This window comes from Alkalihalobacillus bogoriensis ATCC BAA-922 (assembly GCF_000621445.1).
GTDB lineage: Bacteria > Bacillota > Bacilli > Bacillales > Bacillaceae_F > Bacillus_AO > Bacillus_AO bogoriense.
This window is the reverse complement of the sequence record NZ_JHYI01000022.1, coordinates 1-15,389: the sequence shown is the minus strand read 5'-3', so window position 1 is coordinate 15,389 and position 15,389 is coordinate 1. Positions and strand designations below refer to the sequence as shown.

At 36.8% G+C, this 15,389-nt stretch carries 14 protein-coding genes and 2 rRNA genes; 3 read left to right on the top strand and 13 right to left on the bottom strand.

The genetic code is table 11. The features are described from left to right. Positions 1-2: 2 nt before the first annotated feature. From T323_RS0109910 to T323_RS0109890, 5 genes are read right to left on the bottom strand one after another with little or no spacing between them, the layout of a single operon-like run. Positions 3-1,175: an ABC transporter substrate-binding protein gene (locus T323_RS0109910; RefSeq protein WP_026673136.1), complete on the bottom strand. Its 1,173-nt coding sequence runs from the start codon at positions 1,173-1,175 to the stop codon at positions 3-5. 15 nt (positions 1,176-1,190) lie between these two features. Continuing rightward, entirely contained in the window at positions 1,191-1,931 is a 741-nt protein-coding gene (locus T323_RS0109905; RefSeq protein WP_026673135.1) for an ABC transporter ATP-binding protein, read from the bottom strand. After that, positions 1,931-2,710 carry an ABC transporter ATP-binding protein gene (locus T323_RS0109900; protein ID WP_035178375.1) on the bottom strand — a complete coding sequence of 260 codons (780 nt, stop codon included), beginning with the start codon at positions 2,708-2,710 and terminating at the stop codon, positions 1,931-1,933. Before T323_RS0109900 ends, T323_RS0109905 begins: the two co-directional genes overlap by 1 nt. Before the next feature lie 14 nt (positions 2,711-2,724). After that, entirely contained in the window at positions 2,725-3,747 is a 1,023-nt protein-coding gene (locus T323_RS26485) for a branched-chain amino acid ABC transporter permease (protein WP_035178373.1), read from the bottom strand. After that, positions 3,747-4,625, bottom strand: coding sequence for a branched-chain amino acid ABC transporter permease (locus tag T323_RS0109890; RefSeq protein ID WP_026673133.1), 879 nt, complete (start codon positions 4,623-4,625; stop codon positions 3,747-3,749). The genes T323_RS26485 and T323_RS0109890 overlap by 1 nt, the downstream gene beginning before the upstream one ends. A gap of 397 nt (positions 4,626-5,022) precedes the next feature. Here T323_RS0109890 and paaK point away from each other — a divergent pair, with 397 nt between their 5' ends. Next, on the top strand, positions 5,023-6,357 hold the full coding sequence (paaK, locus tag T323_RS0109885) for a phenylacetate--CoA ligase PaaK (protein ID WP_026673132.1): 1,335 nt from the start codon (positions 5,023-5,025) through the stop codon (positions 6,355-6,357). A 74-nt stretch (positions 6,358-6,431) separates the two neighbouring features. On the opposite strand, the gene T323_RS0109880 is transcribed toward paaK, so the two are convergent. Next, on the bottom strand, positions 6,432-7,409 hold the full coding sequence (locus T323_RS0109880; protein WP_026673131.1) for an aldo/keto reductase: 978 nt from the start codon (positions 7,407-7,409) through the stop codon (positions 6,432-6,434). A 46-nt stretch (positions 7,410-7,455) separates the two neighbouring features. Next, complete coding sequence (locus tag T323_RS0109875) at positions 7,456-8,907, bottom strand: aminotransferase-like domain-containing protein (RefSeq protein ID WP_026673130.1); 1,452 nt, start codon at positions 8,905-8,907, stop codon at positions 7,456-7,458. Positions 8,908-9,031: 124 nt separating this feature from the next. Here T323_RS0109875 and T323_RS0109870 point away from each other — a divergent pair, with 124 nt between their 5' ends. Beyond that, positions 9,032-9,631: a LysE/ArgO family amino acid transporter gene (locus T323_RS0109870; protein ID WP_026673129.1), complete on the top strand. Its 600-nt coding sequence runs from the start codon at positions 9,032-9,034 to the stop codon at positions 9,629-9,631. A 467-nt stretch (positions 9,632-10,098) separates the two neighbouring features. Here T323_RS0109870 and T323_RS0109865 read toward each other — a convergent pair whose 3' ends face one another. After that, a complete protein-coding gene (locus tag T323_RS0109865; protein WP_026673128.1) occupies positions 10,099-10,665 on the bottom strand; it encodes a hypothetical protein in 567 nt (188 codons plus the stop codon). 235 nt (positions 10,666-10,900) lie between these two features. Between T323_RS0109865 and T323_RS26480 the strand changes: the two genes are divergently transcribed. Continuing rightward, positions 10,901-11,155: a hypothetical protein gene (locus T323_RS26480; protein ID WP_051556471.1), complete on the top strand. Its 255-nt coding sequence runs from the start codon at positions 10,901-10,903 to the stop codon at positions 11,153-11,155. Between the two features lie 71 nt (positions 11,156-11,226). Here T323_RS26480 and T323_RS0109855 read toward each other — a convergent pair whose 3' ends face one another. The 5 genes from T323_RS0109855 to T323_RS0109835 all read right to left on the bottom strand — a co-directional run. Then, complete coding sequence (locus T323_RS0109855) at positions 11,227-13,188, bottom strand: hypothetical protein (RefSeq protein ID WP_026673127.1); 1,962 nt, start codon at positions 13,186-13,188, stop codon at positions 11,227-11,229. A gap of 179 nt (positions 13,189-13,367) precedes the next feature. After that, positions 13,368-14,138 (bottom strand): class I SAM-dependent methyltransferase, encoded by a 771-nt coding sequence (locus T323_RS0109850; RefSeq protein WP_169737889.1) that lies wholly within the window; start codon positions 14,136-14,138, stop codon positions 13,368-13,370. Continuing rightward, the gene (locus T323_RS26475) at positions 14,122-14,787 is read right to left on the bottom strand and encodes an NUDIX hydrolase (RefSeq protein ID WP_051556470.1); all 666 of its coding nucleotides are present in this window, start codon (positions 14,785-14,787) and stop codon (positions 14,122-14,124) included. Before T323_RS26475 ends, T323_RS0109850 begins: the two co-directional genes overlap by 17 nt. Positions 14,788-14,943: 156 nt before the next feature. After that, positions 14,944-15,059: ribosomal RNA gene (gene rrf, locus T323_RS0109840) — 5S ribosomal RNA — on the bottom strand. A gap of 127 nt (positions 15,060-15,186) precedes the next feature. Next, positions 15,187-15,389 (bottom strand): 23S ribosomal RNA (locus tag T323_RS0109835); the annotation flags it as partial.

Sequence of the window (15,389 nt, the reverse complement as noted above, 5' to 3'; positions counted from 1 at the left end):
ATTTACCGCTCAAGTAATGTCCATTCTCCATCTTTAACAGTTGCTATAACCATACTGTCAGGTTCAAGTCCGTTATGGTCTTCTGTTGAAAAAGTAAATACTCCTGTTGTGCCTACCCAATCTGTTATCTCCGTTTCAAGATAATTTCGAATCGACTCTCGGTCTGTTGCTCCTGCCTGTAGCGCTTCCACAATGAGCATTACATTGTCATAACCATAGGAGCCAAAATTAGTTGGTTCACTATTGTATTTTTCTTTATATTCTTCATAAAACGATGAAATCACATCATACTGAATGTCATCACTAGGGATTTGACTTGGAAATAATAGCTTTCCTGTCGGGATAACGACACCTTCTGCGCCATCTTCAGCTAAATTGATAAATGTTTGATTTGCAATTCCATGACTAGAAACCATTGGTAAATCAATCCCTAAATCTCGTATATTTGATGCAATAACAGCAGGGCCAGGATTTGTCCCCCACACAATTATGGCTTCGGCATTTGCACTGTTAATTCTAGTCACTTGAGCACTCATATCAGGATCTTGTGTGTTATAACTTTCTTTTGCAACAATGTTAATACCGTATTCGTCAGCTAAGCTGTCTAATTGTTCTAGACCACTTGTTCCAAAGGCATTAGAGTCCGTTAATAATCCTACCGAACGAATTCCCTCTTCATTTAAATACATATAAATGCGTTGAACGGCATGAACATCTGAATGAGGTGTTTTAAACACCCAGTATGCTTCTTCTGCAGGTTCTACAATATGCATACTAGCCCCAGCGGAAATCATCGGTACTTCTTGTTGAGTAGCAATTCCTTTCATCGCCATACTTTCGCCACTTCCGGAAGACCCTAGCACAGCTAATACTTTTTCATCATTAACTAGACGATTCATTTCTTGAGTTGCCTTTTCTTGCGTTGACTCATCATCTGCTAGAATGACACGTAACGGTATACCATTTATTCCACCATCCGCATTAATCTTTTCTACCAAAAGTTCCGTTGCATTCCACTCTGGCTCCCCTAATGGACTATTTGGTCCTGTTTTTGAATAAATGGCTCCAATTTTATATTCTGTCAACTCTTCATTACTACTTGTACTTTCTCCACTACACGCCGCAACAAGAAGAACAACCATTATCAAAGCAATTGAAACTATATTTGTTTTCATTTTATTACCCCCTTTTTATGATACTGAATGACCTAAATACGCTTCTTTTATTTCTTTATCATGTAATAAATCTACTGCACTTCCAGTTTTCACGATTTCTCCATGTGAAATAACATAGCCTCGGTTTGCTATTTGTAAAGACGACACAACATTTTGTTCAATTAATAAAACCGTTGTACCAAATTCTGTTCGCAACTCTAGCACAAGTTCTAATACTTCTTTTGCTACGATAGGTGCTAGACCAAGAGTTGGTTCATCAAGTAGTAGAATGTCAGGTTCAGCCATAACGCCTCTAGCAATCGCTAACATTTGTTGCTGTCCCCCTGACAATGTACCACCTAGTTGATGTTTTCGTTCTTCTAAAATAGGAAACAACCGGTATATTGTTTTTAACTTGTCTTCAATTCGTTGTTTTTTTGTTTTTCTAAAATGGTGATATGCCCCCAAATATAAATTGTCGCGAACTGATAACGTTGAAAAAATTTGCCGATGTTCGGGAACATGCACGATATGTTTTGTAACAATCTTCTCTGCCTCTACTCCAGTTATATCCTCTTGTTTATACAACACTTTGCCGTCAGTTGGTTTCAATAGACCTGAAATCGCTTTCAACAATGTCGTTTTTCCAGCACCATTTGCTCCTAGAAGAGCTACAATCTCCCCCTTATTCACATGAAAACTAACATTACGTAACGCTTGGATAGGTCCGTAACTTACACATAAATGTTGGACTTCAAGAACGACTTCATCTTCCATCACACGCCCTCCTCTTTCTCATCCATATCAGCACCTAAATAAGCAGCAATTACTTCTTCGTTACTTTGAATTTCCTTCGGAGTACCTTCCGCTATTTTCATTCCTTGATCGAGTACAACAATGTGGTCACAAATACTCATTACAAGATCCATATCATGCTCAACCACACATACTGAAATCCCATTTTCATTGACTTGTTGTATGATGTTACTCATTTCCATTGTTTCTTTATGATTCAGTCCTGCTGCAATCTCATCAAGTAATAATAACTTTGGTTCTGTCGCTAAGGCTCTTGCTAATTCTAGTAACCTTAGCTTCCCTAACGATAAACTCCCTGCCTTAGAATCTACTTCGCATTCTAAACCAACGAATCGCAAGCATTGCATTGCCTTCTCATATATTTTTTTTTCTTCTTTTTTAGCACTTGGCCATAACAATGCCGCTTTAACTATTCCTGTTTTTGTTTGAATATGATGTCCTACCATTACGTTTTCAATGACAGACATATTTTTAAACACTTGTAGATTTTGAAACGTCCGTGAAATTCCTAGTGGTGCGACTTGAAACGCTGGCAAAAAATCAATACGTGTCCCTCGAAAGATAATTTCGCCACTTGAAGGTGAAAAAACAGAAGAAATCATGTTAAACATCGTGCTTTTTCCCGCTCCATTTGGACCGATCAAGCCGACAATTTGCCCTTCTTGTAAAGAAAAAGATACTTCTTTATTTGCGACTACCCCACCAAATGTTTTTGTAACATTTTTAACATCCAGCAACATGCATCACCTTCCAATTATTTTGTTAGATTCTCTTGTTTGGAGCCTTCTTCCAGTGTTTTATTTTTCACCCACCTCTCAAACAAATGGACAAATGGTGGAAATAGCCCTTTTGGCATAAAAATAATGACAAGCATTAATATTAATCCATAAATGACATGTTCAGAATCACTAGTTATGAACGAAAAATACGTTCCTAAAGAATGAACACCAATACTTATTAAACGAATGAGTATTACACCAATAACCGCTCCCCAAACCGTTCCACTCCCACCAAGTACAACCATCGTTAAAAAGATAATTGACGCATCCATTGAAAACGAGCTTGGGGTAATACTATAAGACATATGTGCAAATAACCATCCGGCTAATCCTGCAAAAGCAGCACTAACGATGAAAATTTGCATTTTATATCGCCCAGTATTAACTCCCATAGAACTAGAAGCAATCTCACTATCATGAATCGAACGAAGCGCTCTACCTACTCTAGAATGAACAATATTTAAAGAAATCACGATCACGAGTAAAGCAAACAACCAAACAAAATAAAAATAGGAAGGTCCTTGCGTAAGTTGGAAACCAAATATATGGATTGGCGGAATACCAAATAATCCTGTCGCTCCTTTCGTAACCTCTCTCCATTCCACCAAAACTGAATAAACAATTATCCCGAGAGCTAATGTAGCCATGGCCAAGTAATAGCCATTTAATCTAGACATCGTGTATCCCATAATAAGAGCGAGCAAAGAGGGAACAAGAATGGAAAAAAATAAACTTATCCACGGATTAACCCCCATTGATGTTGTTAATACCGCTGTTGTGTAAGCTCCAATTCCATAAAACGCGGCTTGCCCTAACGATATTTGTCCTGCATACCCCATTAATAAACCTAATCCGACAGCAACAATGACATAAATCCCTGCAAACGTCGCTTGAGTTATGTAATAGGATTTCGATACGAGTAGGGGGAAAAGAAGAATAAGAACAGCAAAAATACTAACTCCGATCCAGTTCGTTTGTTGTACTCCTAACAGTTTCATCAAAGACCTCCTTTCCCAACATTCTTTTCTCCTAAAATGCCGCTTGGGCGAATCAATAAAAGTGCTAAAATAACTGAAAACGCAATCGCATCTTTTAAACCTGAACTTATATAACCTGCACTAAAAGCTTCTAATAAACCGATAATCAATCCACCAATAACAGCTCCTGGAGCACTTCCTAAGCCACCGACAATTGCTGCAGAAAAACCTTTCACTCCCAACATAATCCCCATATCATAAGCAGGAAACATAATGGGTGCTATGGCTAATCCTGCAAGTGCACCTAATGCAGCACTTAGCGTAAACGCTAAAGAACTCATTCTCTTTGGACTTATCCCCATCAGCCTAGCTGCTAGAGGATTTACAGAACACGCTTGAAATGCTTTTCCTACTAATGTTCTGTCGATTAAAACATATAAAGAAATCACAACAAACAGCATAATAACAATAACCCAAATGCTTTGAGGTGTTATCGTTGCACCAGCAAAACCAATCGGAGTATTTTCAGTAAAAGGTGCGACTCGGACTTGGTCTTTTCCCCAAATCATACTTGATATTCCACGGATGAATATGGCAGCACCGATTGTAAGAATAATTAAACTTATAGGGTCTGCCCCTTTCGCCCTTCGAATCATTGTAAATTCCATTGTCCAACCTATGACCATTACAATACAAATAGTCACGACAAAAGCTAACCAATACGCCAACCCACTAGAAATCAACGAAAACATGATTAATCCACCTAACATAACAAACTCACCTTGTGCTAGATTAATAACTTTGGTCACACTGTAAATCGTGACAAATCCTAAAGCAACGATAGCGTAAATACTCCCAATCGTTAGTCCTGTAAATGTAAACTGCAAAAAGTCTCCCACCCGGCAACCACCTCTTTACTAGAGTTTAAATAACAAAATTCAATAATAACGTTTTAAAAACGTGTTAACACCCAAACAAAATGTTATCGCTTCCATTTTAAGAAGTCAATAAATATTTTGAAAATTCAATCTTATATGTGATAAAACTCATAGCAAAATTCTTGTTTTTTTATCTCTCCCTAAACTTAAGTCATACTTCTGCTTTCAATTTTTTCAACATTTCATTATTTCCATTGTTTCAAACATTACTATGAGAGATAATTCGAACGAATTTTCAGAATATATATTGACAAGAAAAAAAGATCGTTATAACCTTCTCTTTATAACAGTGTTTTTAAAATTCGTTTGAAATTCGTTATCTAATATTTAAACTCATTCTTTTTTTGGAGGGGAAACTATGACCTTTTATAGTGAGATTGAATCACTTCACCAAGAAGAAATTCAAGCTCTGCAATTAAAGCGCTTACAAAAGACGGTTCAGCATGTGTTTACGAATGTTCCTTTTTACCGTCAAGAATTAATAAAGCAGAATATTTCACCTGATGACATTCAAAATTTAGAAGACATTCGCCGATTGCCTTTTACAAAAAAACAAGACTTACGTGACCAATATCCTTTTGGGTTATTCGCGGTACCAAACGAAGAACTTGTCAGAATTCATGGTTCCTCAGGTACAAGTGGAAAACCAACGATTGTAGGATATACAAAAAATGATATTTCTAATTGGTCAGAAATTGTCGCTCGAGCAATCGTAGCCGCCGGCGGACAAAAGGGAGACATCTTCCATAACGCATATGGATATGGTTTATTTACAGGTGGACTAGGACTTCACTACGGGGCTGAATTGCTAGGTTGTGTTACAGTTCCTGTTTCTGGGGGAAATACTGATAGACAAATTACACTCATTCAAGACTTCCAACCAAAAATTATTGGCGGTACTCCATCATACGTACTAAATATCGCCGAAAAAATGGAGGAGCTTGGTCTTAATCCACAAGACTGTAGTCTCCAATACGGCATATTTGGGGCAGAGCCTTGGTCAGAGGAATTAAGACAAACGATTGAAGAAAAACTTGGAATTAAAGCCGTTGATATTTATGGTTTAAGCGAAGTCATCGGGCCTGGCGTTTCGATCGAATGCCATGAAGCACAAAATGGTCTACATATTGCTGACGATCATTTTTTTGTTGAAGTGATTAACCCTGACACACTTCAACCTGTTCCTGACGGAGAAGATGGGGAGCTTGTTTTTACAAGTTTAACAAAGGAAGCTCTCCCCATTATACGCTACCGTACAGGTGATATTGCTTCTATCACACGAGAAAAATGCGTTTGTGGAAGAACAACAACAAGAATGTCGAGAGTAAAAGGGCGAATTGACGATATGCTCATTATTCGTGGCGTTAATATTTTTCCTTCTGAAATTGAAAGGTATCTTCTACAGCTTAATGAGCTCGTCCCCCATTACCAAATCCACCTCGTAAAGAAAGGACCATTAGACAGTGTTGAACTCCACTGCGAAATGACCCAAGAGTTTTATACACTGCTTCCTAATTTTGATTTACAACATGAACAAGTTCTTTTATTACAAAAGAAAATCAATCATTCTATGAAGGCAAATTGTCTCGTTTCGATGGATATTCACATCCAACCACCAAAGACGATTCCACGTTCTGAAGGAAAAGCGGTTCGAATTATTGATAAACGAAAAGAATTTGTTTCCAAAAAGTAGTGAATAGCAAATGAGGAAAGCCAAACAGGATTATCTACCCTAGGCTTTCCTCGCTACACTGTTTTTCTATTTTCCTATGGCATTCTCATTCCTCTTGAAGTTTCGTATAACATATACCACTCTTCTCTTGTCATCGTTTCTGCCATTTGAATAGCCTCTTTACATTTTCGAATTCGTTCAGGGTGACTCGTTCCAATCACAGGTTGGATTTTGGCAGGATGACGCATTAACCAGCCAAGTACAATCGCTTCCGGTGTTGTATTTTTCTCTCTTGCTAGTTTTGTTACTAAAGCTTTTGTCCGTTTATCCGTCTCAGTTTGTAGCTCCATTTCCCTACCAGAATATATGCCATTCGCTAACGGCGCCCATGCTTGGATTTGAATCGTTTCCAATTGACAATGCTCAATAATCCCGTCCCCAAAATGAACATTTGCAGCTGCTTTTTGATTAACTAAGACACCTTCTTCAAGGAAGTCAATCCGTTTTAAACTCAGTTCTAATTGATTCACAACGAGTGGCTCTTCTACATATGCTTGAATCATTCTCATTTGCGCTGCATTCATATTCGACACACCGAAATGCTTCACTTTCCCTCCTTTTTTCAACTGTTCGAACGCTTTAGCGACATCGTCTGGTTCCATTAGTGGATCAGGTCTATGTAATAACAATATATCAAGCTGTTCTATGCCTAACCTATGTAAAATCCCATCGACTGAATTTACAATATGGTCTTTTGAAAAATCATAACGCTGCGGAATTTCTCCTTCTGGAAACCGAATCCCACATTTGCTTTGAATCACAATTTTTTCTCTTAATTGTGGCCGCCTCTTTAATACTTCACCGAAAACTTGCTCAGATTTCCCACGTTTATAGATATCTGCATGATCAAACATCGTAATCCCAATAGACAATGCGGCATCTATCGCTTCTTCCGCTTGTCTAATATTTTCTTCTGTTATCGGTGCTTCATTCCAATCGCCACCTAATCCCATGCACCCATATACAAGCCTCGATGTTGTAATCATTCTTTTTTCTAATGGCATGACTTTCATGATTATCATCCTTTCAATCTTTTTCTAAAGGTCCATGTGAATGGTTTTATGTTTTTTCTCTTATTATTGTCGCTAGTTCTCGCAGGGCAAACTCCATATTTTCATGACTTTCATACGAGTAGGATAATCGGAGGTGGATTCCTCCTTTTTCCTGATAAATTGCCCCTGGATGAATAAGAATATTCTTTTCTAGTAATGTTTCAAATAATAGTGTTGGTGAAAAAGGTTGTTTTAAACGAAGCCAAATATAAAATGAACCCGTTGGTTTCGTCCAAGTTGCCAAGTCAGAAAAATATACCTCTAAACAACCGACCATAAAATCACGTCTTTTTCGAAGCTCGTCTCTCACATTATGAACATGGTCAATATACCAATGTTTTTGTTCAAGCCACTGACATAAGATGGCTTGAGAGATAGAACTTGTTCCATAATCTGTTTGCATTTTCAAATCAGCAAGTCGATCAATTACATAATCAGGTCCCACTATCCAACCAATACGCAAACCAGGACTTATGATTTTAGACGCACTACCAACATAAAGAATATTACCTGCATAATCAAAAGATTTAAGTGCCCGTGGTGGTGGCTCATCAAACCACAATTCTCGGTAAACATCGTCTTCGATCAGAGGAAGTTGAATCGATTGGCATAATGAGACGATTTGTTTGCGCTGTTCTTCACTATAACTAAAGCTTGTTGGATTATGAAAAGTTGGAATCGTATATAACATACTCGCGTTATGTTGTTCTTTCATTTTTTTAATAAGCGACATTTGTTTCGTCATTTTATCAAGTGGGACATCGATAAGTGTCATTTGTAATGACTGAAAAAGGTTTAATGAAAATAAATAAGAAGGAGATTCGACTAGTATTTTTGATTGCGGTCGTAATAGGCCATTGGCAATTAATTGAAAGGCTTGTAATCCACCAGAAACAATTAAAATGTTGGAAGGTGATGCTTTAATTCCAAATTCTTGAATATGATCGGATAAAGCCATTCGTAATTGAATCGAGCCTTTTGGTTCCTCATAACGTAAATGATTAGGAGCAATTTGTAATGAAGAGATAATCTCCTTCATTTGTGTAACAGGAAGCAGATGTGGTGAAAGTTCTCCCGTCCCTAACCTTATGATATTCGGATTAAACTCTGCTTTGTTTATTTTTTGAATAAATACTTTGTTTGGTTCAAATAAACTATTTTTCACATAATAGTTCCAATCTGTTATTTTCGCATCTTTTGCGAATATATTCCATGTTGTGTTAATTACCTTTGTTTCTTTCCCTTCCACCCCTTCAATTAACCCTTCACTCATTAACTCTTCATATGCTTGCACAACTGTACTTCTATTTACCCCTATCATCTGTGCTAATTTTCTTTGTGATGGGAGGACGGTTCCAACTGGCCACTCACCATATTTAATTTTTTCTTTAATGTATTCTTTAATTTGTAAATAAATCGGGATTTTATTTTTTCGATTTGGTTTCCACGATAACTCCATTTTTTTCACCTCTCGATATAACAATACCATATCAAATCACAAACTGGTTGGTTTGATTCCCAACCAGTTGGATGGTGACAAAATTAAATTGTTAGATACAATAATTGGGGAAAGGAGATATTCAATGGACGCATTTATACACGGCTTTTTATTAGCATTCGGTTTGATTTTACCTATGGGCATTCAAAACATTTTTATATTCAACCAAGGTTTAACGCAACCTTCCTATAAAAAAGCATTGCCAGCGATTATTACCGCTTCGGTCTGTGATACAGTGTTAATTATAATCGCCGTTAGCTTTTTACACTTGATTGCTGATTTTTTTGAAAATGTTCACGTGATTTTAATGATTGGTGGTTTTTTCTTTTTGCTTTATATCGGTTGGACCATTTGGCATTCTTCCGTCACAGGAAATAACGCAACTCCTCCGGTTCCTGCAAAAAAGCAAATTATATTTGCCCTTTCTGTTTCTCTTTTAAACCCACATGCCTTGTTAGATACAATAGGAGTAATCGGAACAAATTCACTCCTTTATCAACATGAGGCCAAATGGCTATTTATGATTGCAGCTATAATTGTTTCTTGGCTTTATTTCTTTTTACTAGGCTTTATTGGGAAAATTGTTGGTCAATTAAGTGACAATATTGGTTGGAGAAAACGATTTAATCAAGCATCAGCACTTATGATTTGGGGACTGGCCTTTTATATGCTTTTACATATTTAAGGCTAGCACTCTTCTCATTACTACTACAATTACAGTTTCCATCACTATTTCAATAGTTTTCTATATTGGCGCAGGGCTATCCGACAGCGTGTTAGCAAGAATTAAATAAATAAGTATATTGATAGGTAAAAACATCAATATTATCCTTACCCGCAAAAAAGATACACCACAAACGCAAGATATAGCCCTATCTGTTGATGACTTTCTCAACTTATTGTTCACTTCAATCTCCTCCACTTTAAGTACAAACTCGCTATTTATTTTTACCATATTAACCCTAAAGACTTAGGAAAGAATAGAGTGCTGTTAAATAAAAAAATTTCAATCCAATAATACCACACAACGGAGGCAGATTCCTTTTATTGTTAAAAGAACAGTAAAAAAGACTGTATAATTGAGGGACCTATGTCCGAAAGAAAAGCATATGAAAAAAGCTGTCATACTTTTCTCGACAGCCTCTAAGACCATTAATGGTCTTTTTTTTCATTTTGTTTTATCGAGTTTGCGATTTTCACTAACTCTTCTTTTGCGCTTTTTTCATAATCAAACCCTAAGCTATAGTGTATATTATATTCCAAATCATCTTTTATCCAATGTAATTCTGCTGATAGAAACGGCGTCTCTGAAAATAATGCGGTGATACCATCTTCTAACACAACTCGTTCAAATTCAGAGTCATAGACCATCGCTCTGTAAAACTGGTCAAAGTTTGCAACAACATAATCAATATGCTCATGGGATGTACCCTCTTTTGAATATTGCGTTGATAAAGCTATTTCTTTTAAATCTTCATCCCAGCTTGAAATGACAACATCTTGTTCTACAGCATCAAATGGCATATATGTTGGGAAATGAAGTGAAAACGGTACAGCTTCAGCCGCTTCTTCTTTCGTAACGGGTTGATAAATATGTATCGGTGCCTGAACGTCAAGCATTTCTTCTTGTTTCGTTAACAATGTCTCATCTAATTGCTGGCTACAGCCTGTCAATATTAGAAAGAATGTTATTATCACTCCTAGTTTTCTCTTTTTCACCTTATGTTTCTCTCCTTTTCATTCAGTGGAAGCATCCAATCTTTGTTCCTTTTACCATACCATAATCATCTGTGTTTTTGATTACATTTTTGTTAGACTTTATTTCGTTTTTTTACAATCCTATTTTCAATTGTATATTTCCCGCGATGGGATAGGTCACAAATGCAAACTTGTTTGCGTACATTAATAATAGAAACAATAGGTGAATACCTTTCATGTAAAAAGGAGGTGCATCATGGCGAAGTACCGTAGAAAATCTGTCGTTGTAGAAGCTGTAAAAATAACTCGGACAATTACAATTACTACCTCAGAAGGAAAAATGGTAGGAAATCCAGGTGATTATTTAATTACAGATCAAAACGGTGAACAATACCCACTAGATGCTCACACATTTGAAGACATGTACGAAAAAATAAAAGATAGCTCCGATGTCAAAGGCTTCTTCCGAAAAGCATTGTCAAAATTAAAGCAGTCGGTGAAGGGTGTCTGACACCCAAAATGGACACTTGTCCTCCTTAAAAAGACAAAACCAAGAATATGGGCACCCATATTCTTGGTTGTTTATTTTATATCCTCTTTTGCTTCTGTTAATGATAACAAATATTCAACTAAGGCATCTTGTTCTTCTTTCGTAAACCCTGTTGTTTCATCTACCCAAAATTCATGCCCCACCCCTTCGACATGTACATCACCTAAGTCAGAAATGGAACGATTCGCTTTAATCACTTTGTTCCGCAACTCTTGATCAACCATCGCGACAAGACTGTTGTAAGCATTAGGATTTTTCCCTTTCATCAACGTGCCTGGTACTCCAATATCTAGCTTGATATTATCTCCAACTGCAACACCACCATCATGTAAATACGGAGGAGTATAGGCTAATCCGATCAACCCTTTAACTTTATATCCTCCTTTTGATCCGATAGAAAAAGCTAGATTTTGTTGTTCTTCCGTTCGATGTTCCTCTGGTATTCGTAATACTGTCGGGTTTTCTGGAATTGGTTTTACCGTGTCTGGAGAATACATTAAAGAGTCTTCTAATAAATCTTGAATTGCTTTCATCGCTTCTGCTCGAGACGGCTCTGTTTTTATTTCTTCCACTGGAATAATTTGATGATTTGTAAACGTAGGTCCAGCATGACATGAAATACAACCTGCTCTATTAAATACTTCTTCACCAGTGGCAAGTACGTCGGAAGTAACATGACGATTTAATTTAGGAGGAACTAATGAATTTTGAAAAGCTGACATTGAATTATTTTCATAACCGATTGGATTTCCTTTATTGGTCACAATTGTTCCGTTTGGATTAAACATCGACAGTTTCGGAAAATTAGGGGGAGCAACACTTTGGTTTGTTCCCGGCGCATTAGGATTTTCATCAATTTCATTGAAAAATTGTGACGGTTTCTTTTCACTTTCGACATCATACCTATATTTCCGATGAGCCGCTCGCTGTAATATGGTTCCCATGAACACTTCTTTATCTATGTCATGTAACCCTTCACTATGCTCAGCCATTGAGAGAGTATCTGAATTAAAGGAATGGACTTTATTATTAAACGTGGTTAGTCCTTTAAAAGGACCTATACCAGCAAATCCATTCCAGCTATACGGATGGTCGCCTAATGTAAATACATCCGGTATTTGTGTCGGGTTGGATGACATATCAGCTGAAGTGTCAAAGCTCCCTTTTGGCCATTTTAAAAACGACTCATCTACCGCTTTTTCAAATATATCAGGGTCAGGTAACGATGCTTGCTTCCCTTTTGAATTCGTGATGGTGCGTTTTGTATCCAATATATAATCTTGTAATGATTCAATGTTCGCTGTAGGAAAGTGTGCGGCTGAATTCGTCCCGAGAGCCAATAATAACCCTGTATCTAAATCGTTATTCGGTACTCCCTCCATCACTTTTCCTGTTTTTTCATCCACTGCCGCATGACATAAAGCGCAACTAATGCCGACTCTTACCCTTCCATCTGAAAACGAAATAGGTACCCCTAAAGGAGTTAGCCCTCCTGCTGCTACATCTAAACCGGTATCTACTTTGTCTCCTTTTTTCCATTTCTTTTCGCCAACCTCAAAATCCTCAGCTAACTCTACCCTTAAATTTGTTGTCGCTTCCCCTTTCAATTCCAATATCGCTTTAAGAACATTTTTTATCCGTAATGGTCCATCGACAAAACCTAGAACATCGGTCATAAAAATTTCATTATCAAATGTTTCCACATAGAAACTTTTCCTTCCATCTTTCACCAGTTGCTCGTTTACTTCAATCGCTCCAGACTGAGGCTGTAGTAATCCTTTACCTGCTTTTGTTTTTTCAATTTCTATTGCTTCTTCTGGTGAGATAAAAACACCCATTACATCATATTTGACCCTTTTTTGAAACTCTGTTGTTCGTTCATTTAACACTTTGTTTTGATTTGGAATATAACCATATGTAATATCAAGTAAATGATACGTTAATACCAATAATGAGATGCAAGCGCCTATCAAAAATATCTTTTTTACATTCACCTTGTTAACTCCTCATAAAAGTGTCGTCTTCTATAATGTTTGCTTTTATTCCATTCGTATTCGTATTACATTAACATCGACATCATTAATTCAAGGCGAATCCATTCCTTTTTGAAAAACAATAAATAAATAAAAAAGAGACTTACCTTTTCAAACAGGCAAATCTCTTTTCTCAAATATTATTTTTGACATAAATAAATCATTTCTTTGCTATTTGTTGCAAGTGGGGATTTATTCCAACAACCATATTTCGCCAAAACAGAAAAGCCACTTTCTTTAACAATGCGGTCTAGTTCTAGAGGAAATACATACCGTAAAGATATACTTTCCTTTTCAACGGATTCTACACCCGTATGTTCTTTCGTTACTTTTATCGTTGTTGAAAGAACGACTTGGGTAAGAGCATCATATTCTTTTTGATTATATTCTGTCACTTTCCTTCCTTCAGCATCATGACAAACCTTTTTATGTATTGTCTCGCTTTGCAATTCATTTATATTTGGAAATCGTACCCCAAAAAGAAATATGCCTTGGTCGGATAAATGTTGATATACGGATCGCAAAAGCGTAGATTGAGATTCATTTGTTAAAAAATGTTGAAAAGAGTTTCCAATCATATAAATAAACGGGCTTTTACAACCAATGGAGAAAGCCGAACAATCTTGTAAAGACCATAAAATAGAGATATGTTGTTCATTTGCTTTTTGTTTGGCTCTTTCTAACATTCCTTCATTTAAATCAATGCCAATCATTGAAATTCCTGACCTCGCCAATGGAATGGTCGCTCTTCCTGTACCACATGCCAAATCAATGACAGGACCACCTTGTTTCTTCGCCCACTCTATAAGCAATGGAATTTCCGCTTGATACTGTTCATACTCTTTATCATATTGCACAGGATCCTTATATTTCTCCATGTTATCCATGAAAATGTTATTTGCCATGCTCATTAATAATATCTCCTTTATGTATTGCATTCGATGTTGCTTCTTCTATTTTTTTAATCACATTTGCAAAATAGGAACGTTCATGAGGAACAAACTGAGCTAAAGTGATGTTTTCGTTCATTTCAATCTTTTTTCCACTTTCTTGAATTCCAATACCTACAACTTCTATCCATTCCATTTCTTCATTACATAACTTTATAAAATCACAAAATGGCGTACGAACAATACCAGAAACTTCATTTTCTTGTAGTTGAAATTGCTCAAAGGAATGAGGAGAATTATATAAAAAAATATGGGAAATTTCATTATCAATTAAATCGGCTGTCGCAATACAATTCTTCACTTTACCAAGTGAAATAAGATCAGACTGTTCGATTGATAATCCTATTTCTTCTTTTACTTCTCTTATTCCATCAGCAATCGATTCATTCGCTAAAAGATGTCCGGCTGCCGTTATATCATATAATTCAGGATAATCTTTCTTCTTATGACTTCGAAGTTGAAAGTAAATATAACGTTTCCCACTTTCCACACTGCATACCCAGCAATGAAATGTCTCATGCCAATAACCCATTTTATGAATGTTTTTCCGGGTCTCTACTCCCGTATGTTTTCCATTTTCATCTAGCACATTTAATAATTCTGTATCCATTTTGTCTCCTTGTGATAAAAAAAGGTAAAAAAGCCTTATAATATTAAATCCTAACTCAGCAGCATAACAAAAACAATCAAGCAAAAGTAGGATTTAAATTATCGCTAAACAAAAAGCCCCATGTATTTTTCGAGTGAAAAATACATGGGGCTTTTTGTTTAGCAACGTCCTACTCTCACAGGGGGAAACCCCCAACTACCATAAGCGCTGATGAGCTTAACTTCCGTGTTCGGCATGGGGACGGGTGTGACCTCATCGCTATCGTCACTAAATTATCTAACTTGAATTACTTTGTTTAGAAGTAATCACGTTATTCAGTTGAGTTCATCTCATGATTCCCTCAAAACTAGATAGTGTGTGTATTGAATTGTGTCAAAAAGACTTCGCCTTTTTTAAATCTTGGATAAGTCCTCGACCGATTAGTATCTCTCAGCTCCACATGTCGCCATGCTTCCACCCGAGACCTATCAACCTCATCATCTCTAAGGGGTCTTACTGGATTAACTCCATGGGAAATCTCATCTTGAGGGGGGCTTCACGCTTAGATGCTTTCAGCGCTTATCCCGTCCACACGTAGCTACCCAGCTATGCTCCTGGCGGAA